The sequence below is a fragment of the Nitrosomonas communis genome (genome assembly GCF_001007935.1).
GTDB lineage: Bacteria > Pseudomonadota > Gammaproteobacteria > Burkholderiales > Nitrosomonadaceae > Nitrosomonas > Nitrosomonas communis.
The window spans coordinates 285550-307307 of record NZ_CP011451.1; the positions used below are offsets into that span (position 1 = coordinate 285550).

The following is a 21758-nucleotide window of genomic DNA, read 5'->3' on the forward strand; positions in this document are numbered from 1 at the left end:
AAGTAATAACTACTTAAACCATTCGCTCTATTTTTTTATGACTTATTCTATTTCCAAATCAAAAATGACGCGAAAGCGAGCCGCAGACAGCATCCATAATACGGCAAGGTGAAGCCGACAAAATCAGTTTTGATTTAGCAATGGAATTAAATAAAGAAACCCGCGCAGCTCTCATCTCAACGCGGGTTTCACTAGAAACAAAAGGAGCTAAACTTTTAACCTCTCCGGGATCAGACTTAATTAAACATCATCATCGGAGCCTTCTTCGGAAGCATTTTCTTCAGCTTCTTCACTATTTCCCTCTTCTTCGTCATCTTCATCCTCAGCCTCCTCGTCTTCTTCCGGCTTCAACACCATCTTGCCAGCAGCTAGGCTCGCATTTAAATCCGTCATCGGAGCTTCTTCATGGACCAGGTTCTGATGGCAATCGATACAGGTGGCTCCCTCAGTTTCCATTTTCTTGTGCTCGGCCTGAGCGCTTTCGCCAGGTGGTTGCGGATCTTTATGACAGGTTCTGCAGGTGATGCTATCCCACTTTTTGAGGTTCATACGCGCATCATGCGCCATGATGAGTCGACGCTCATTGAATTTTTCCAATGTGGAATAATCATTAACCAGTTCAAGGTAGAGCTCACGCGCACCATCCACAATATGGGTGGCCACTGCCAGATGGAAGTTCTCAAAGCCTTGCGGAATATGACAATCCTTGCAGCCGGGATTAACGCCTAATGCGCCATAGTGTGAGGACTGCTTCAATTCTTTTTGCGGATAACTCATCGAGTGGCAGCTCGTACAGAATTCTTCTGTGGAAAGCGCTGCTTCCCCTCCGAATACGACGGCTACCAATACTATTCCCAGCAACCCGCCAATCAGCAAGCTGCCAATTGATCCTTTTTGTAGTGCGGTCATTATTCTTTTCCTTTTTTTACAGTTTTACTCTTCTTTTCCTTTTTCACCTTCTTTAGCACTGGCCTGGAATTCATCGTGATACTTGAATTTAGGTTCACCCACAAACACACCATCGAGTTTGAAGTGCTCGTGCATGGCTTTCACATCTTTGACCATTTTATCAAAGTCAAAGGCGTATTTCGGATCCACGTCCGGAGTAAAGGGGGTGTAAGGCGGTTTCGCATCTTTCCAGGGCGAACCTTCATAGTTCAGGTGACAGGCATTGCAGCTTTCTTCAAACGCAAAGTCTTGTCCTTTGTCTGCCAGGGTTTTACGCGGCGTGGTCTTGTTTGATTTCTCAAAAGCTTGCCCGGCCTTGCGGTGATCGCCACGGTAATTTTTGCCCGGTCCATGACAGGATTCACAGCCTACTCCTGTCAGCGGTTTTTTCGGGGCATCAATGCTATAGCCGCCTGTTTTGCCAAATCCGTCGACATGACAGCCGACGCAGTCTTTGTCCTGGGTATAGTCTTTCTCAGGATCCAGCTTGGCTTTGACTTTGGCTTCCTTTTTGGTATTGGGCTTGAGCGATTCCATCGCTTTGGCATGGGCGGTGTCTTTCCAGGATTTGGCTTGCGATTTGTGACAGTTGCTGCATTTGGTGCGACCTTCAAATGGGGCGTCTGAGGCGGCGATAGCAGCGCCTGTCATGAATGCAAACATGGCTGCGATAGCAACGGCATAGGCTGTAATGTACTTCATGTTCTCTCCTCTCTTTTAATTTGGGTCTTGATTATCATCCGGCTAAGCCTCAATTGTACGCGATCATCGGATTGTGTAAATGGTTTTGATGCGATCAGGGGTATTGGTTGGCGGCTCGCTTCATGGCAGCTTGTATACCCAGTATCCCCCTTGTTGATAAACGAGTTGCACCGCCTGGAGGTTCAGTGGCGGCTCTTTCTCAGTAAAAGGCAGCAGACGCGCCATGAGGGTCTGCGTGCTGGGCTCGTCGGCAAGAAAGAATGCCCGGATGTCGCGATCAGACAGGGATTGCAGGGTATAGGTGTTGTAATCATGTTCTTTCATCTCGACTTTCATGTGGTTGATCAGCCCATGGATATTGCCGGTCAGCATGAAGTTTTTGTAGGCAACGCCAAATTTGTCCGGGTGCAGCAGTCCTAATTTGTATAAGTCAGAGACATGGATCACGAGGTAGGCTTCCTGGTTGGGGCCAATCAGGTCACGCAGTTTGGCTGCGCCTGCTTCGGGCGGTTGCAGCAGGGCTTCAGTAAAGCGCTGGAACTGGTCTCGTTCTTGTGCGGTGGGCACACTGTGTGAAAGGTCGCTTTCATAGGTACGGATGGTGTCGGCATGCTGCTGCCAGCGCGCCGGAATGATGAGCGGTTCATTTAAGTGTGCGTTAAACAGGGTGTTGCGTTCGGACAGCAGGTGTATTTGACGCGAGGTATCCCACCAGGCCAGGATAAGGGCGTCCGGCGAGACGTATTTGCCGATGGCGCTGGCTAATGCGCTCAGCTCCGAGGGTTTGCGCTCCAGGGCAAGCAGCGGTTCTCCCGTTTGATTTTCCCAGTTGAGCAGTACCGGCCCTTCTTTTTCCTTTTGCCCGAAATAGGCCAGCGCAATGGGCTGGTCTTTTTCTGCTATGTGTATTTCATATTTGCTGACCTTGAGCGTCGGCCAGGCTTCCAGTTCGAGTTCCGGAAATTGGTTCGCTTCCCCTTCTGCGATCAGCTGGTAGTGATAGGGGGCTGTCTGCGGTGTCAGCCAGAGATAAGCAAACCAGCTAAGTAAAATGAAACCTCCCGTTACGAGCGTGATGCCTAGTAACGGGAGGAGCTTGTCTTGCCAGCGCCCCCCGGGGGGGCGCTGTTTGTCATTGGCAGTACTCAAGCTTTGTTTTGCTTACGTTTACGCCAGCCGATCAGCGCGAGCGTGCCAGCCAGCAGCAGGCCACCGCCGAGTCCGCCCAGTGAGATTTTTTCACTGTTGCTGTTCAGGTCAAGCAGACTGGTTTTGCTTCCTTCCAGTTTGTTGACGCGTTCCTGCAGGGTGAGCATTTCGCGCAGTCGGGTGTGTTCGTCCTGAATTTCGACATAGGCGCGATTCATTGGACCCCATCCTTCCGTATAGGTCCAGCCACCGGGGTTGACGTGGGCAAAGCCTACGTGCATTTTAGCAAGGTCGTTCTCAGCCATTTCGAGTACTTTGAGTTCCATCGAGGCCGGGTTGTTGCCTTTTGACCAGAACAGCTGGGTGAATTGGCCAAAGCCCGGTTTGTCAGGAGCAGGCGGGGCCGGACGGTTGGTTTTTTGTCCGGTCAGCAGGCCTTCATCGTAGAGCTTCTTGACGATGTCATGGGCTTCCTGATATTTGGCCAGGCCTTCGAGCGTGCCTTTGTCCATGAGTTCCAGGTAGGTGCGCGCAAAACGCTCGGAGTGACATTGACTACAGGTGGCTGCCCAGGAGTCGAGTCGTTTTTCTGACCATTCGCTGGTGATGTTTTCAGCCACACCGGGTACAAACGGATAGTTGGCCCAGCGTACTTTTCGTACCATGTTGTGCGCGTATTCGCCTTCATATTCCATGTGGCAGCTGGCACAGGTGGGGGCGCTTTGGCCGCCTTTTTCAAAGGCGTCTTTCAAGGGCACGTCCCAGTTCCATTTGTCGCCCATCATGGCGGTGACTTTGCCGTGTTTGGACATGGAGTAGGCTTCCCAGTTGTTGTGGTCTACCCCGCTGTGGCAGGTGGCGCAGGCTTCCGGTTTACGGGATTCTGCCGCAGAAAATTCATGCCGGGTATGACAGCCGTCACATTTGTTCTGGTTGTAGTGGCACATGGAGCAGCCTTCAGCCACTTCGCGCTGCGGCATAGCAGCCCAGACGGTGGTTTCGATGTTGGCTTTCCAGTCCAGTGCATGCGAGGGGCGTCCTTCCGGCCATTGTCCATTCGGGAAAATCATGGTGTCGCGTTCCGATTCACGCTCGGCAAATTCGCGCAGGTGACAGGTGCCGCAGGCGTCAGCGGTCGGCATGCGGATGTCTTTGGTGTGATCCGCTTTCTTCTTGGTGTTTATTTCGACGTGGCAGTCGATACAGCCTACTTCCTTCAGATTCTCCTTGGCACCCAGTTTACCGAGAGAACGCAGGTTATTTTCGACTTCCTCCAGCTTTTCCTTTTTGTAATATTTTGCATCTTCCGGTTTCAGTTTACGTACTTCGTCCAGGTTAGCATGGGTGCTGCGTTTCCAGGCTTGTACCCAGACCGGTGATTCGTCGGAGTGACATTCGACGCATTCTTGACGCGTGACGACTTCCTTGACCGATGAAGGGGATTTGTAAAAGGTGGTCGGGTCCAAATACATGCTATAGGGAATCGGCTCCCAGTATTCAGCCATCGTGCCACGTCCTGCTCCCTGAGCAGGATCCTTGTAGCGCTTGACCAGCGCGTCGTAGGTCTCCTTCGGCGTTGCCTTGCTACGATCCAGATTCAGTGCCTTGTATGTCTCATCCGGCACGGTCGACAGGTTCGCATGCACTGCTCCCGCCATCATTACTCCACAGGCTATCGCTAGCCCTTTCAGCCATTTTCTGGCATCCATTCCTCTCTCCTTCTTTCTTATGTTGTTATCCATTCATGCCCATCTAAAAATGCCTATCCATTTCTTCCGATAGCTTGAGCATAAAGTCAATACTAACCCATACTTCTTTTTCTTTACTTGTAACTCCCAAGCCTACTTCTTTGACCATATCTGTGTCAAGGATTTTGAAATATGAATTATTCTTCTTACGTAATATTAAGATGAATTTTATGGTTGGAAGATATGATCAGTATTTTTTATTAATCAAGATTTCATGGTTAAGCTATGGATTAGATTAAGCTAACGAATTAAGGGTACCTCTAAAAATTCAGAGCTTTAAACAAGACAAAGCGAAAACAAAAATTTTAATGCAGCATACGATGGATCTATGAGGAAATATTTTTATGAACAACGCTATATTGTGACGAAATATCGATTTCTAGAGGTGTCTTTAATTGGGTAGTGTGTAATACCTAACTAAAATCGTCTGATTCCTAGCTGAATGCACATGAAAATCCATATCTCTGCTTAAACCTAAAACAGTAGCCGTCCATTTGGTTGAAAAATAACTATATGATATATAGAGGCATTCTTGAAATTTTCTTATTCACCAGAAGAGTGAAACTATTACAAAATGCCTCATATATCGCTCCAGGTACGAATACAATGCTGCTCTTCGTTGCAAAGGATATTCTCTGCAGCTTGATAGTACTTTCCTCGTACTTGGCACCCTTTACTTACCGACCGCGATTTTTAGTTCAAATGCTATTTGAAAGAGACGTCATTATTAGCAGTTATAGATTCACTATCTGTTTCTTCCGCAACTTTTTGAGGTAAATGACTGTTTATATTAGCCATTGATTGCTGTCTTTGCTTTTTACGGATATTATGAAACGATAACCCTGTTCCTGCAGGAATTAATCTTCCTACAATAACATTTTCTTTTAATCCGCGCAGATCATCTCTTTTTCCCATGATTGCTGCTTCTGTAAGAACACGGGTTGTCTCTTGAAAAGAAGCAGCAGAGATAAATGAATCTGTTGAGAGCGATGCTTTAGTAATGCCTAGTAACATGTATTCATATGTTGCAGGAGTTTTATTTTCAGCAAGCAGTTTCTCATTTTCTGCTAGCACATCAGCTCGCTCAACTTGTTCGCCAGGAATGAAAGATGAATCTGCTGCATCAATAATTTGTACACGACGCAACATTTGGCGAACAATCACTTCAATATGCTTATCATTTATCCTTACGCCCTGTAAACGGTAAACATCTTGTACCTCATCAGTAATATACCGGGCTAATGCCTCTACCCCCTGAAGACGTAATATATCTTGTGGATCAGCAGGACCATCAACAATCGTCTCACCTTTATTTACAACTTGGCCATCATGCGCCATAACATGCTTATCTTTTGGAATTAGATATTCATGTGCAATATTATCAAGATCAGTGATGACGAGGCGTTGCTTTCCTTTAGTATCTTTACCAAAAGATACTGTACCAGTAACTTCCGCTAATAAACCTGCATCTTTAGGCGATCTGGCTTCAAATAATTCAGCCACACGCGGCAAGCCACCCGTAATATCACGGGTTTTTGAAGTTTCCTGCGGAATACGAGCTAATACCTCTCCAACACTTACTTGCTGTCCATCCCGTACAGAAATAATGGAGCCAATTTGGAATGTGATACTAACTGGCAAATCACTACCCACAATTTTAATTTCTTTTTCTTCTTCATCCAAAAATTTAACCAATGGACGCAATCCCTTAGTTTGTGTAGCGCTACGACGCTTGGGATCTATGACAACAAGTGTAGATAAACCTGTTATATCATCAATTTGTTTTGCTACTGTCACACCTTCTTCAACATTTTCAAAACGTACCTTGCCACTATATTCTGCGATAATAGGACGTGTATGGGGATCCCATGTTGTTAATACTTTGCCCACTTTTACTACTTCACCATCATGCACGAGTAATGTTGCACCATAAGGTACTTTATGGCGTTCTCGCTCACGTCCATTTTCGTCATAAACAACCACTTCTCCACTGCGAGAGATGACTATCAATTCACCGCGAGCATTTTTTACATATCGCATCGTAGGAGAATAATGAATCACGCCATTTGATTTACTCTCAACCTGACTCACCACTACTGTTCTTGAAGCAGCGCCCCCGATATGGAATGTTCGCATGGTCAATTGTGTCCCAGGTTCGCCAATAGATTGTGCAGCAATCACACCAACTGCCTCACCAACATCTACTGCGGTCCCTCGGCCTAAATCGCGTCCATAACACTTGACACATAACCCGTACCGAGTTGCACACGTAAGCGGGGTACGTACTTTAACCTCATCAATTCCATATAATTCAATTTTTTCAACAGTCTCTTCATCAAGTAAAATGCCTGCAGGATAAATAATCTCCTGGTTTTCTGGATTAACGATGTCTTGCGAAGTTACTCGGCCGAGTATGCGCTCACGTAACGCCTCAATAACCTCACCACCTTCAATCAGCGCTTTCACTACAACACCATTATCTGTGCCGCAATCCTCTTCAGTAATCACTAAATCCTGAGTAACATCCACCAAACGACGAGTAAGATAGCCAGAATTAGCCGTTTTCAAAGCTGTATCAGCAAGTCCTTTACGTGCGCCATGAGTAGAAATAAAATATTGCAGTACATTCAGCCCTTCACGGAAATTTGCTGTAATAGGTGTCTCAATGATAGAACCATCAGGCTTAGCCATTAATCCACGCATGCCCGAAAGTTGCCGAATCTGAGCTGCCGAGCCGCGCGCACCTGAATCGGCCATCATGTAAATTGAATTAAATGATTCCTGCATTATCGGTTTGCCATTTTCATCTTGTTTTACCATTCCTGCTAAGGGATCATATACCGGTTCTACACTTAATTGATCCATCATCGCTTTAGCAACCTGATCACCGGCACGTCCCCAAATATCCACTACTTTGTTATAGCGCTCGCCCTGGGTCACTAAACCTGAAGTATATTGAGCCGCTATTTCCTGTACTTCCTTCTCCGCAATTTTTATGATGTCATTTTTTTGAACAGGTGTAAGCAAATCATCCGCACAAATAGAGATACCACCTCGCGTTGCATAGGAAAAACCTGAATACATGAGTTTATCTGCGAAAATAACTGTTTCACGTAAACCGCATAAACGAAAGCATGTATTGATCAGCTTTGAAATTTCCTTTTTCTTGAGTACCTTATTGATCACAGAAAAAGGAAGTCCATCTGGCAAGATTTCCGATAATAACGCGCGACCTACAGTTGTTTCATAGCGTGTAATTTTTTCTACTTGTTCTACTTGTTCTCCTTCTTCCTTCCTCTTTTCAACTTCCTTTATTCTTACTACCACTTTGGCATTAAGCTCAACAACGTGATTTTCATACGCGCGTGATACCTCCGCAACATCCGGAAAAAACATACCCTCACCGCGCGCATTAACCTTTTCCCGAGTCATATAATACAACCCGAGCACGATGTCTTGTGAAGGTACGATGATAGGATCGCCGTTAGCAGGAGACAAAATATTATTAGTTGACATCATCAAGGTACGGCATTCCATTTGCGCCTCAAGAGATAATGGAACATGTACGGCCATCTGGTCTCCATCAAAGTCCGCATTAAAAGCTGCACAAACAAGAGGATGTAGCTGAATTGCTTTGCCTTCAATTAACACCGGCTCAAACGCCTGAATACCCAATCGATGAAGTGTTGGCGCTCGGTTTAACATTACCGGATGCTCTCGGATAACCTCTTCCAGAATATCCCACACGACTGGACTCTCATTTTCCACTTCTCGCTTGGCTGCCTTAATAGTGCTGGCAATACCCATAGATTCTAACTTATTGAAAATAAACGGCTTAAATAGCTCAAGCGCCATTTTTTTCGGTAAGCCACATTGATGTAACTTAAGCTGAGGACCCACCACAATGACTGATCGCCCAGAATAGTCGACGCGCTTACCCAGTAGATTCTGGCGGAAACGTCCTCCCTTGCCTTTAATCATATCGGCGAGAGACTTTAATGGCCGTTTATTGGCTCCTGTCATTGCCTTGCCACGACGCCCATTATCAAGAAGTGAATCGACTGACTCTTGTAACATACGTTTTTCATTACGCACGATAATTTCCGGCGCTCGAAGTTCGAGCAGACGTTTTAGTCGATTATTCCGGTTAATAACACGACGGTATAAGTCATTTAAATCAGAGGTTGCGAAACGCCCTCCATCTAATGGCACAAGCGGCCTCAGTTCTGGTGGCAGTACTGGCAGTACCGTTAACACCATCCATTCTGGTTTTATACCTGATCTATTAAATGCTTCCAGTACTTTTAAACGTTTAGCTATTTTTTTTAGCTTAGTTTCAGACCCTGTACTCTGCATTTCGCGACGGAGAGAATCAATTTCTGCAACAATATCCAATTTATTCAACAGATCTCGTATACCTTCTGCACCAATCCCTGCAGAAAAATCATCTCCATATTCTTCCGTTTTATTGAGATAATCGTCTTCAGTCAGCAACTGACAGTCAACAAGGGGGGTCATGCCTGGATCAGTTACTACATAAGCTTCAAAATAGAGCACACGCTCAATGTCTCGTAATGTCATGTCTAATACCAGTCCCAAACGGGAAGGTAATGACTTCAGAAACCAGATATGCGCTACGGGAGAGGCTAATTCAATATGCCCCATACGCTCGCGCCGAACCTTAGATAAGGTCACCTCTACGCCACATTTTTCACAAATCACGCCACGATGTTTTAAGCGTTTATATTTTCCACACAGACATTCGTAGTCTTTTACTGGACCAAAAATCTTGGCACAGAATAACCCATCCCTTTCTGGTTTAAAGGTACGATAGTTTATCGTTTCAGGTTTTTTTACTTCACCGTATGACCAAGAACGTATTTTTTCTGGAGAGGAAAGACCAATTTTAATTGAATCAAACTCTTCTTTCTGAGTAACTTGTTTAAATAAATCAAGCAACGCTTTCATTTGTCACTCCTAATAATCTATCGGTCGGCATAAAATATCTTCAACTAAGGTTTCAATGTTGTTCCAAATCAACATCCAACCCCAGCGATCGAATTTCTTTCACCAATACATTAAATGATTCCGGCATTCCCGCATCTATTTTGTGATCTCCCTTGACAATACTTTCATATACCTTGGTACGTCCATTCACATCATCTGACTTAACGGTCAACATTTCCTGCAAGGTATAGGCAGCTCCGTATGCTTCTAGCGCCCATACCTCCATTTCACCAAAACGTTGGCCGCCAAATTGAGCTTTGCCGCCAAGCGGTTGTTGCGTCACTAAGCTATAGGGACCCGTAGAACGAGCATGCATTTTGTCATCCACTAGATGGTGAAGCTTAAGCACATGCATATAACCTACGGTAACAGGTCGATCGAAAGCAGCACCTGTTCTACCATCATAAAGAGTTATCTGCCCTGATCGGGGCAAACCAGCTAATTCAAGCATATCCTTTATTTCAGTTTCTGTTGCACCATCAAAAACAGGCGTCGCAAAGGGTACGCCATCAACTAAATTTTTTGCGAGCTCTAATATTTCTTCGTCATTTAATGAATTAATTTCTTCTCTCTTACCGCTGCTGTTATAGATTTTATCGAGAAGCGCTCTGAGCTCGGTAATTTCTCTCTGCTCACGCAACATCTCATTAATTTTCTTACCCATTCCTTTTGACGCCCATCCTAAATGAACTTCCAATATCTGTCCTACATTCATACGCGATGGCACGCCTAAAGGATTCAATACGATATCAACAGGAGTACCATCGGCCATATAAGGCATATCTTCTACAGGCACAATTCTTGAAATGACACCTTTATTTCCATGACGGCCCGCCATTTTATCTCCAGGCTGTAGACGCCTTTTAACGGCAACATAAACTTTGACCATTTTCTGGACACCTGGTGGCAATTCATCCCCTTGTGTAAGTTTTTTTCTTTTTTCCTCAAGAGCACTATCAAACATTTTCTGCATTTGTGCCGTGCTGTCTTTTATCTGCTCTAACTGTATGCTGGTATCTTCATCAGCCAAGCGGATATCAAACCAATAGTGTGGATCAATACTTTTCAGATATTCTTTCGTGATTAACGTCCCTTTAGCAAGCTTCTTAGGACCACCGGTTGCTGTTTTGCCGATAAGTAAACGCTCTATGCGCATAAATGCATCTGTTTCCACTATGCGCATCTGGTCAGCCAGATCTTTTTTATAGCGAGCCAATTCATCATCGATAATTTTCTTAGAACGCTTGTCGCGTTCTACCCCCTCTCGGGTAAATACTTGCACATCAATCACGGTACCGGATATCCCGGAAGGTACGCGCAAAGAAGTATCTTTAACATCAGAAGCTTTTTCACCAAAAATGGCTCGTAATAACTTCTCCTCTGGGGTTAATTGCGTTTCACCTTTCGGAGTAACTTTACCCACCAATACATCACCTGCTTCAACTTCAGCACCGATATAAACAATCCCGGATTCATCCAGGCGTGCGAGTTGACGCTCAGATAAATTGGGAATATCAGCAGTAATTTCTTCTGTACCCAGCTTAGTATCACGACTTACTATTGATAATTCCTCAATGTGAATGGAGGTAAAACGAGCATCAGATACGACATGCTCAGAGATAAGAATGGAATCCTCAAAGTTATATCCATTCCATGGCATAAAAGCCACCAACATATTTTGCCCTAATGCAAGTTCGCCCAAGTCAGTCGATGCACCATCGGCGATGACATCGTCGCGCGCCAGAATATCACCTACTTTCACTAATGGGCGTTGATTAATATTGGTATTCTGATTTGAACGGGTATATTTAATCAAATTATAAATATCTACACCCACCTCTCCTGGACGTGTTTCAATATCATGCACGCGCACTACGATACGGCTTGCATCTACATAATCCACGACTCCTCCACGCACTGCTCTCACAGCGGTACCAGAATGAACTGCCACAACCCGTTCTATTCCAGTCCCAACAAATGGTTTCTCCGCACGTAAACAAGGAACAGCTTGTCGCTGCATATTAGAACCCATCAAAGCACGGTTGGCATCATCATGCTCTAAAAAAGGAATCAACGAAGCGGCAACGGAAACAATCTGAGCTGGCGCAACATCTACATACTCGATTTGATCTTTAGGCGCCAATGTGAATTCATTCTTTTGACGACATGAAACGATTTCATCTACAAACTTTCCTTCTGAATCAAGCCTTGCATTCGCTTGAGCAATCATATATTGACTTTCTTCAATAGCAGAAAGATAAACGATCTCGTCAGTTACTTTCCCATCTATTACTTTTCTATAGGGTGTTTCAATAAATCCATATTCATTAGTTTGTGCATAAAGTGCCAGCGAATTAATCAGACCGATATTGGGCCCTTCCGGCGTCTCAATAGGACAGACACGTCCATAGTGAGTTGGATGGACATCGCGTACTTCAAAACCTGCTCGTTCACGTGTTAAACCACCTGGCCCCAATGCAGAAATACGTCTTTTATGCGTAATCTCTGATAAAGGGTTCGTTTGATCCATAAATTGGGATAATTGACTAGAGCCAAAAAATTCACGCGCTGCAGCCGATACCGGTTTAGCATTGATTAAATCATGAGGCATAAGATTCTCTGATTCTGCCTGACTAAGCCGTTCTTTAACCGCCCTTTCCACTCGCGCCAATCCAGCTCGGAACTGATTCTCAGCTAATTCTCCAACTGAACGAACACGACGATTCCCCAAATGATCAATATCATCTATCTCTCCACGACCATTGCGTAACTCCACCAATATTTTGATCACATCGATAATATCAGAATTAGATAAGGTAGAAGAACCTGTCAGCTCTGAGCGCCCAACACGGCGATTGAACTTCATGCGCCCCACTACTGACAAATCATAGCGCTCGGGTGAATAGAATAATCCGTTAAACAAAGCAGTAACAGCTTCCTCAGTAGGAGGTTCGCCAGGACGCATCATCCGATAAATTGCCACTTGAGCTGCAGTCTGATCAATGGTTTCATCTATTCTCAATGTCTGCGAAATAAAAGAACCGTAATTAAGATCATTCACATACAGCGTACTAATTTGCTCAATTCCAGCTCGTCTTATTTTCTCAAGTATAGCTTCTGTAATTTCGTCGTTAGCCAGCGCTATAATTTCACCGGTTTCCTTATCTATAATATTTAGTGCCAGGATTTTTCCAATCAAAAACTCTTCTGGAATCGCGATCTGTTTTATACCAGTTTGCAATAATTCTCGAACATGTTTTGCTGTTATACGTTTATCTTTTTGAGCAATTACTTTACCTTTATCATCAGTAATATCAAAACTTGCTACTTCACCCCGCAAACGTTCAGGCACTAAATCAAATAAAATTTCATTTTTAGAAAAATAAAAATGATCAAATACAAAGAAATCAGCGAGAATTTGTTCCGGCGTACAGCCCATTGCTTTTAATAAAGTTGTCACCGGCATTTTGCGGCGGCGGTCAATGCGAAAATAGACATAATCTTTGGGATCAAACTCGAAATCAAGCCATGAGCCTCGATAAGGAATAATCCGTGCAGAAAAAAGCAGCTTACCTGACGAATGCGTTTTTCCACGATCATGCTCGAAAAACACACCCGGAGAACGGTGCAGCTGAGAAACAATTACTCGCTCCGTTCCATTAATAATAAATGAGCCAGTGTCTGTCATGAGCGGGATCTCTCCCATGTATACTTCTTGCTCCTTAACTTCTTTTACTGTCGGTTTAGAAATTTCTTTATCTAAAAGCGTCAAGCGTACTCTGGCGCGTAAAGGAGATGCATAAGTCAAGCCTCGTTGCTGGCATTCCTTAACATCAAATACAGGTGTCCCAAGAGAATAGCTAATAAAATCAATGCGAGCATTTTTCGAATGACTCTCAATTGGAAAAATTGAATTAAACGCTGCCTGCAACCCTTGATTAGTACGCTTATTAGGCGCTACTTTCTCTTGCAAAAAAGCTGCGTATGATTCAAGTTGAGTGGCGAGAAGAAAAGGGATTGGTAAGACGCTGGCACGTTTAGCAAAACTTTTTCGAATGCGTTTTTTCTCAGTGAACGAATAGTTCATCAATTTTCTCCAGGCGCAGAATAATGAGGATTAAATAATTATATTTATCCAAATAGTCATTTACTGGCTGCCACAGTAAATGCTCGGCAAAACATCAAATCATCAAAGAAAGCAAAGGCCGGCAGTCTTTTTACTTCTGCCAGCCAATACTTTCATAACAGCAATATTATTTAACTTCGCAAGCAGCTCCTGCTTCAATAAGTTGTTTCTGAATTCCTTCTGCATCAGCTTTGGAAATTCCTTCTTTTACTGCTTTTGGAGCGCCATCAACCAGATCTTTCGCTTCCTTTAACCCAAGACCTGTTATTGCCCGAACGACTTTAATTACATTTACTTTATTATCTCCTGCAGAGGTTAGTACGACAGAAAATTCAGTTTGCTCTTCTGCTGCCGGAGCTGCTGCTGCAGCAGCAGGTGCAGCAACGGCAACAGTAGCCGCTGCAGCGGAGACTCCAAACTTTTCTTCCATATTCTTAATTAACTCAGACAGCTCTAATACAGTCATATTAGCAATTGCGTCTAAAATTTCTTCTTTGGCCACAGCCATTTCTTTCTCCTAACAATAAATAAAATACTGATTAATTCTAAAGATGCGCAAAAATTTGCTTTCTAAAGCTGAATAGATCATTTATGATCACGTATAGCAGCTAATCCACGCACAAAACTGGTAGGCACTTCATTAAGCGTTCTCACAAATTTAGCTATAGGTGCTTGCAGCGTTCCCATCAGTCTCGATAACAGTTCTTCTCTACTCGGTAAGCTGGCTAAGGCCGCAACTTCTTTGTTAGACAAGACAGTGCCAGTTATTGCTCCAGCTTTAATAACAAATTTATCATTATTTTTTGCGAACTCATGAAGTACTTTGGCCGTAGTCACCGGATCACGACCAATACCATATACCAAAGGACCAACCATTTGATCAGCAAGAGTAGAATAGGGCGTATTCTTCACTGCACGGCGTACAAATGAATTTTTAACTACGCGAAAATATATTCCACTCTCACGTGTTTTAGCCCGTAATTGGGTAAATTTACTCACTTCCAATCCACGGTACTCAGCCAATATAATCGCCTGCGCGTCAGCTATTTGCGCACCAACTTCTGCTATTATTGCTTTTTTCTGTTCAAGATTAAGACTCAAGATACATTCTCCACGTTAAACTCTGGAGTTATATCGGAAAAATCACGATATCTTCCATACTAAAAAGCGGCGATCTATATTCAGGAGAAAAATAAATCCTGTTCTGGATACGCCATCTGCGTTGGGCACCATTCGATAAATTCATGATAATTAAGTCTCAGTTTGCAAATTTGATCCTCTTTATTTAAAGCGAACATGAAACCCCAACGGTCTTTGATAACCTATTGACTATAAAAGTCAATAGCCCAAAGTCTGTAAATCAATACTCTACACCGGATTGATCGACTCTTACCCCCACGCCCATGGTACTGGAAAGAGTCATTCGTCTTAGATACACACCTTTAGATGTAGGTGGTTTAGATTTATTTAGCGCATCTACTAACGCCAAAATATTTTTCTTAAGCGCATCAGGCTCAAATGATGCCCTGCCGATTGTACAATGCACAATACCGGCTTTATCTGCTCGAAACTGTACTTGTCCTGCTTTGGCATTCCGCACAGCAGCTGAAACATCCGGTGTTACCGTACCTACTTTTGGATTGGGCATGAGTCCTCGCGGCCCCAGGATTTGGCCTAATTGACCAACAATACGCATCGCATCTGGACTTGCAATAGCGACATCAAAGTTAATCTCGCCTGCCTTAACTCTTTCTGCAAGATCCTCAAAACCGACAATATCTGCACCCGCATCAAGCGCTTCTTTAGCTTTATCACCTTGGACAAAAACAGCAACACGCACCACTTTACCTGTGCCTGCCGGTAAAACTACTGATCCACGTACCGCTTGATCTGATTTTCTTGCATCTATCCCCAAATTGATGGCAACATCAACCGATTCATCAAATTTTGCAGTTGCAGTTTCTTTTATAAGTGTAATGGCTTCTGCTAGCGAGTAGGATTTATTACGATCTATCCTTTTGTTTATCAACGTATATCGTTTAGAAACATGTGCCATTTTATAATCCCTCCACTTCCACACCCATGCTTCTTGCACTACCAGCAATAGACTTAACTGCAGCGTCCATATTTGCTGCAGTTAAATCCGGCATTTTTAATTTAGCTATTTCTTCCGCTTGATCACGACTTAATTTCCCTACTTTATCAACGTGTGGCTTAGCACTTCCTTTACTTATCCCTGCCGCCTTTTTAATTAATACCGTGGCAGGTGTTGTTTTCATAACGAATGTAAAGCTTTTGTCCGCATAAGCCGTAATAATGACCGGGACAGGCAAACCCGGCTCCATTTTCTGTGTGGCTGCGTTAAATGCTTTACAAAATTCCATAATGTTAAGTTGACGCTGCCCAAGAGCTGGGCCAATAGGGGGGCTTGGATTAGCTTTTCCAGCCGGTATTTGTAACTTGATATAGCCGATAATCTTTTTTGCCAAAATTATTCTCCTTTTTGGGTTTTATCGAATGCTTACAACATTCTCCCCGATGTCGTACAAAACAATAACCACTTCTATTTTCTAAATTTAGCTATATTTTATGAGAAATTAGGATTTTTCGACTTGATCAAAATCTAATTCAATAGGTGTAGGTCGACCAAAAATTGAAACGGACACTCTTAACTTATTTTTGTCGTAATTAACATCCTCAACATTTCCATGGAAATCTGTAAATGGCCCTTCTTTAACACGCACAGCCTCGCCAATCTCAAACAATATCTTGGGTTTAGGCTTTTCTACGCCTTCTTGAATCTGATCAAGTATATTTCGAACTTCCTTTTCACTGATGGGTGTTGGTTTTGTTAGAGAACCACCAACGAAACCACTGACCTTGGCTGTATGTTTAACCAAATGCCAAGTTTCATCAGTCATTTCCATTTCTATCAATACATAGCCAGGGAAAAATTTCCTTTCACTGATATTTTTTTGGCCACCTTTGATTTCCATAACCTCTTCTACAGGAACCAATATTTGACCAAATTTATCCTCCATATCAGCACGAGCAATGCGTTCCTGCAATGCTCTCTTGACGCTATTTTCAAAGCCAGAATATGCATGAATCACATACCATTTTTTGCTCATTTCACCACCCGGATCATTTAGCTAGCCCTCTTGATCCATTACATACCTCACGACCGTCATCAATCCGGTATCTACTAACCACAAAAAAGCCGCCATAGCCACAACAAAAGCGAAGACCACCCCCGCGGTTTGCATCGTTTCTTTTCGACTAGGCCAAATCACTTTCTTTGTTTCTTCAATTGACTCTCTGCTAAATGTATAAAATTGCTTGCCTTGATCCGTAAACCAAGCTATCGTAATTCCCAGAATTATGCCTAGCAACAAAAGCAAAATGCGAATAACCATTGCGCTCTCACGCAAATAGTAAAAACCTACGACACCAGCTATTATCGATAATATAGCAAGCGCCAACTTAAATTTGTTCACCCAGATACCATCCTTGACAATAGATAACCAGCCTTGCCTTCTTAATAATTTCTTAATTTCAGATTGATAATAAGATCAATAAGTAAACTCAATAACCTCTTACTTAAATAGCATGACTTACTTTTAATCAAAAATTAAAATCCGTTATAGTTTTGACTCAATCAATTTTCTGAAATGAATTCAATTTTGGCAGGCCAGGAGGGCATCGAACCCCCAGCCTTCGGTTTTGGAGACCGACGCTCTGCCAATTGAGCTACTGGCCTACTTTCTACACAACAATTTATATTTAATATATTACTTTTATAACATAATTCAAAACTTAAAAATAAATTTACATCCCATTTATCTACTCAATAATTTTAGCCACCACACCCGCACCAACAGTTCTGCCACCTTCACGGATTGCAAACCGCAATCCTTCTTCCATCGCAATGGGAGCTATAAGGTTGACTGTCACCGAAATATTATCTCCAGGCATGACCATCTCAGTGCCTGCTGGAAGCTCTATCGATCCCGTAACGTCTGTTGTTCTGAAATAGAACTGAGGGCGATATCCAGCAAAAAATGGCGTGTGTCTTCCACCTTCCTCTTTGCTTAAAACATATATCTCTGCGGTAAATTTCGTATGCGGCAATATACTCCCAGGCTTGGCAAGCACCTGACCACGCTCAACCTCTTCCCGCTTAGTACCGCGCAACAATATTCCCACATTATCGCCAGCCTGCCCTTGATCAAGTAGTTTCCTGAACATCTCCACACCGGTGCACACCGTCTTCAATGTCGGCTTCAAACCCACTATTTCAATCTCATCACCCACTTTAACAATGCCCCGCTCGACACGCCCCGTTACAACCGTACCCCGTCCGGAGATGGAAAACACATCTTCCACCGGCATGATAAAAGCACCATCTACGGCTCGCTGTGGCTCAGGAATATAACTATCCAGCGCATCCGCCAATTTATATATGGAGGGCTCTCCAATATCGCTCTGATCTCCCTCCAGCGCCTTTAATGCCGAACCCACGATGATCGGTGTATCATCCCCCGGAAAATCGTATTTAGACAAGAGCTCACGTATTTCCATTTCCACCAGCTCAAGCAATTCAGGATCATCTACCATATCTGCTTTATTCATATAGACTATGATGTACGGCACGCCCACCTGCCTTGCCAGCAAGATATGTTCGCGCGTCTGAGGCATCGGCCCATCAGCAGCTGATACGACCAATATAGCCCCATCCATCTGAGCTGCGCCGGTAATCATGTTTTTTACATAATCTGCGTGACCAGGGCAGTCTACATGCGCATAATGACGCTTCTCAGTCTCATATTCTACGTGAGACGTGTTAATGGTAATTCCCCGCGCACGCTCTTCCGGTGCAGAGTCAATCTGAGCATACGACTTTGCCTCTCCCCCAAATTTTTTCGTCAATACCATCGTAATGGCTGCCGTCAATGTCGTCTTGCCATGATCCACATGACCTATCGTGCCAACGTTTATATGTGGCTTCAATCGCTCAAATTTACTCTTCGCCATGCTATTTCCTCATCATCAAAATTGCTTTATTTTACGACAGCACTCTAACTATGACTATGGAGCCCATGGCCAGAATTGAACTGGCGACCTCTCCCTTACCAAGGGAGTGCTCTACCACTAAGCTACATGGGCAAACTACATCCACTTTACTTGCACTGCCTTTCTAATATTTGGAGCGGGTGAAGGGAATCGAACCCTCGTCGTAAGCTTGGAAGGCTTCTGCTCTACCATTGAGCTACACCCGCATACTTTAGAAAACTCACCCATCCCTATAATTTATGATTAAGCACTGAATTCACATACCTAACCGTTCTTTCAGCAACTAAAAATATGGTGGAGGGGGAAGGATTCGAACCTTCGAAGGCAGAGCCGTCAGATTTACAGTCTGATCCCTTTGACCGCTCGGGAACCCCTCCAAATTAATCCATCATTATGGATGCATTATAGCCCTAAGTCAATAAATACATTATTATTCCTTAGCACGATTAATATCTGCCAATGATGAGCTTAAGTCAGAATTGGGATGAATAGGTATATTCCTGATTATTATTCCTCGGATCACTCACATCAATCTCCCCACTGAACAATGAAGCTAGCGCAGATTTCAATATTTTTATAAAAAATCAATCTAAAAATCTGCTTCAAATAATAAAAAAGAGTTGCATTATAACATTGCAACCCTTTCCTTTCATTGGTGGGTCTGGCTGGACTCGAACCAGCGACCAAGGGATTATGAGTCCCCTGCTCTAACCAACTGAGCTACAGACCCATTTGAGCTATTAATTTATTATGAATATATAGTACACACAGTCCGTTTCTATTACCCGGTATTAATTTGTGCTGGATAACGTATTTATAAAGTCATCCGCATTTCCATATCGGCCAATCTGCAAATTGATATATCAGCAGCTCAAGAATTAAGAATACGAATATTATATCTTATGTAGCGCGATAATAAATTATGAGTTTATGAATTTCCTGTGTCCAAAAAGCTACGCAGGCGATCGGAACGAGCTGGATGCCGTAGTTTTCTCAATGCCTTTGCCTCTATTTGACGAATACGCTCACGAGTAACATCGAACTGTTTTCCAACTTCCTCTAAGGTATGATCAGTATTCATTTCAATACCAAAACGCATGCGCAAAACTTTTGCCTCTCGTGGCGTCAGAGAATCGAGCACATCCTTAGTAGCGTTGCGCAAACTAGCATAAACAGCAGCATCAGCGGGCGCCACAGTAGATGAATCTTCTATAAAATCTCCCAAGTGGGAATCTTCATCATCACCAATAGGTGTTTCCATCGAGATTGGCTCTTTAGAAATCTTGAGGATTTTTCTAATCTTCTCTTCAGGCATCTCCATTTTTTCGGCTAACAATGCTGGTTCTGGCTCTTGCCCCGTTTCTTGCAGAATCTGACGCGAGATACGATTCATTTTATTAATTGTTTCAATCATATGAACAGGAATTCGAATGGTACGAGCCTGATCAGCAATAGAACGTGTTATTGCCTGACGTATCCACCATGTTGCATAAGTAGAAAATTTGTAACCACGCCGATATTCAAATTTATCGACAGCCTTCATCAAACCAATATTACCTTCTTGGATGAGATCCAAAAATTGTAATCCACGATTAGTATACTTTTTAGCAATCGAAATCACCAATCGCAAATTAGCTTCTGTCATTTCACGTTTTGCACGCCGCGCTTTAGCCTCACCAGTAGTCATTCGGCGATTAATCTCTTTCAGTTCTTTGATAGGGATTTTGGCTTGCTCTTGCAGAGAAAGCAAACATTGCTGCTGCTCCATAATAGCGGGCATGAAATGCCTTAGTGACTGACCGCAAGGCTTATTAGATTCAACCTCTGACTTAACCCACTCCAGATTGGTCTCATTACCAGGAAAACCCTTGATAAAATAATTTCTTGGCATGTTTGCTTTGGTGACGCACAGATCCATAATTTTACGCTCGCAATTGCGAATTTCATTAACAAGATCGCGCTGTGAATCACATAATTTTTCCACCATCTTGGCCGAGAATCTCATAGCCATGAGTTCGGATGAAATTTTTTCCTGAAGAGCTTTATATTTTTTATCCTCCCGCGAACCATTTTTTTCGATTATTTTTTGCATTTCGTTATAGGCTTCGCGAATCTCTAAAAAACGTTCTAACACATCATTTTTTAACTTAATCAAGCTGGCGCTCGCTACCGCAACTCCGCTCTCATCTTCCATGTCATCAGAAACAAAATCCTGTTCAAGCGGCTCATCAGACATCTCTTCATTAAGGATTTCTTGAGCATCATCATCAAGAAATCCATCCACCAATTCATCAACACGCAACCGATCATTTTCAACTTCGGTTGCCAAATCTAGAATATCTGCAATAATCGTTGGGCATGCAGAAATAGCCTGTATCATATGCCTCAAACCATCTTCAATACGTTTTGCTATTTCTATCTCACTTTCGCGTGTCAATAATTCTACCGACCCCATCTCACGCATATACATGCGCACTGGATCAGTAGTACGACCAAATTCCGAATCTACACTAGAAAGCGCTGCCTCAGCCTCTTCAACCACATCCTCATCAGTTACAGCAGTTGCTGTATCAGACATTAATAATGCTTCTGCATCTGGCGCCTCATCATGAACAGAAATTCCCATATCATTGATCATGCTAATGACACCTTCAATCTGCTCTGCATCTAGCATATCATCAGGCAAGTGATCATTAATTTCAGCATAAGTTAAATAACCCCGTTCCTTACCCTGAACAATCAATTTCTTAAGCCGCATCTTCCTTGCCTCGATATCTTGAGGCGCAGATGACAAGGTTTCCTCAACCATTTCTTCTACATTATCATTATTCGATGCTTTAATTTTTTTGGATGCTTTCATTTTCGCCGATTTTATCTTAGTTAACTCCGACTGATTATCAATAATCGGATTCTCTGTATTTAATTCTGGTGTTAATTGTTTTGTATCCATATTTCAAGTGCCCGAGCACCCATCACTGCAAAAAGATCCCATCTTTATTTTTGTT

At 43.3% G+C, this 21758-nt stretch carries 14 protein-coding genes and 5 tRNA genes; all 19 read right to left on the reverse strand.

Annotated elements, in window-relative coordinates:
- Positions 1 to 240 precede the first annotated feature (240 nt).
- Positions 241 to 909 carry a NapC/NirT family cytochrome c gene (locus tag AAW31_RS01270; protein ID WP_046848850.1) on the reverse strand — a complete coding sequence of 223 codons (669 nt, stop codon included), beginning with the start codon at positions 907 to 909 and terminating at the stop codon, positions 241 to 243.
- 24 nt (positions 910 to 933) lie between these two features.
- On the reverse strand, positions 934 to 1650 hold the full coding sequence (cycA, locus tag AAW31_RS01275; RefSeq protein ID WP_046848851.1) for a cytochrome c-550 CycA: 717 nt from the start codon (positions 1648 to 1650) through the stop codon (positions 934 to 936).
- 120 nt (positions 1651 to 1770) lie between these two features.
- Entirely contained in the window at positions 1771 to 2799 is a 1029-nt protein-coding gene (gene haoB, locus AAW31_RS01280) for a hydroxylamine oxidation protein HaoB (protein ID WP_046848852.1), read from the reverse strand.
- Positions 2796 to 4508, reverse strand: coding sequence for a multiheme c-type cytochrome (locus AAW31_RS01285; RefSeq protein WP_046851043.1), 1713 nt, complete (start codon positions 4506 to 4508; stop codon positions 2796 to 2798). The genes haoB and AAW31_RS01285 overlap by 4 nt, the downstream gene beginning before the upstream one ends.
- Before the next feature lie 744 nt (positions 4509 to 5252).
- Positions 5253 to 9515 (reverse strand): DNA-directed RNA polymerase subunit beta', encoded by a 4263-nt coding sequence (gene rpoC / locus AAW31_RS01290; RefSeq protein ID WP_046848854.1) that lies wholly within the window; start codon positions 9513 to 9515, stop codon positions 5253 to 5255.
- Positions 9516 to 9567: 52 nt separating this feature from the next.
- Complete coding sequence (rpoB, locus tag AAW31_RS01295; RefSeq protein WP_046848855.1) at positions 9568 to 13641, reverse strand: DNA-directed RNA polymerase subunit beta; 4074 nt, start codon at positions 13639 to 13641, stop codon at positions 9568 to 9570.
- A 166-nt stretch (positions 13642 to 13807) separates the two neighbouring features.
- The gene (gene rplL, locus AAW31_RS01300) at positions 13808 to 14188 is read right to left on the reverse strand and encodes a 50S ribosomal protein L7/L12 (RefSeq protein ID WP_046848856.1); all 381 of its coding nucleotides are present in this window, start codon (positions 14186 to 14188) and stop codon (positions 13808 to 13810) included.
- A gap of 77 nt (positions 14189 to 14265) precedes the next feature.
- On the reverse strand, positions 14266 to 14781 hold the full coding sequence (gene rplJ, locus AAW31_RS01305; RefSeq protein ID WP_046848857.1) for a 50S ribosomal protein L10: 516 nt from the start codon (positions 14779 to 14781) through the stop codon (positions 14266 to 14268).
- 259 nt (positions 14782 to 15040) lie between these two features.
- Positions 15041 to 15736, reverse strand: a complete 696-nt coding sequence (rplA, locus tag AAW31_RS01310) for a 50S ribosomal protein L1 (protein ID WP_046848858.1) — start codon at positions 15734 to 15736, stop codon at positions 15041 to 15043.
- Between the two features lies 1 nt (position 15737).
- A complete protein-coding gene (rplK, locus tag AAW31_RS01315) occupies positions 15738 to 16169 on the reverse strand; it encodes a 50S ribosomal protein L11 (protein ID WP_046848859.1) in 432 nt (143 codons plus the stop codon).
- 108 nt (positions 16170 to 16277) lie between these two features.
- A complete protein-coding gene (gene nusG / locus AAW31_RS01320; protein ID WP_046848860.1) occupies positions 16278 to 16811 on the reverse strand; it encodes a transcription termination/antitermination protein NusG in 534 nt (177 codons plus the stop codon).
- 21 nt (positions 16812 to 16832) lie between these two features.
- Positions 16833 to 17177 (reverse strand): preprotein translocase subunit SecE, encoded by a 345-nt coding sequence (gene secE / locus AAW31_RS01325; RefSeq protein ID WP_046848861.1) that lies wholly within the window; start codon positions 17175 to 17177, stop codon positions 16833 to 16835.
- A 187-nt stretch (positions 17178 to 17364) separates the two neighbouring features.
- Positions 17365 to 17440, reverse strand: a tRNA-Trp gene (locus tag AAW31_RS01330).
- Between the two features lie 83 nt (positions 17441 to 17523).
- Positions 17524 to 18714 carry an elongation factor Tu gene (tuf, locus tag AAW31_RS01335; RefSeq protein WP_046848862.1) on the reverse strand — a complete coding sequence of 397 codons (1191 nt, stop codon included), beginning with the start codon at positions 18712 to 18714 and terminating at the stop codon, positions 17524 to 17526.
- Between the two features lie 57 nt (positions 18715 to 18771).
- Positions 18772 to 18846: transfer RNA gene (locus AAW31_RS01340), tRNA-Thr, on the reverse strand.
- 39 nt (positions 18847 to 18885) lie between these two features.
- Positions 18886 to 18959 (reverse strand) — tRNA-Gly (locus AAW31_RS01345).
- A gap of 86 nt (positions 18960 to 19045) precedes the next feature.
- Positions 19046 to 19130 (reverse strand) — tRNA-Tyr (locus AAW31_RS01350).
- A gap of 276 nt (positions 19131 to 19406) precedes the next feature.
- Positions 19407 to 19483: transfer RNA gene (locus AAW31_RS01355), tRNA-Ile, on the reverse strand.
- A 198-nt stretch (positions 19484 to 19681) separates the two neighbouring features.
- Positions 19682 to 21562 (reverse strand): RNA polymerase sigma factor RpoD, encoded by a 1881-nt coding sequence (gene rpoD / locus AAW31_RS01360; RefSeq protein ID WP_235264550.1) that lies wholly within the window; start codon positions 21560 to 21562, stop codon positions 19682 to 19684.
- Positions 21563 to 21758: the final 196 nt, after the last annotated feature.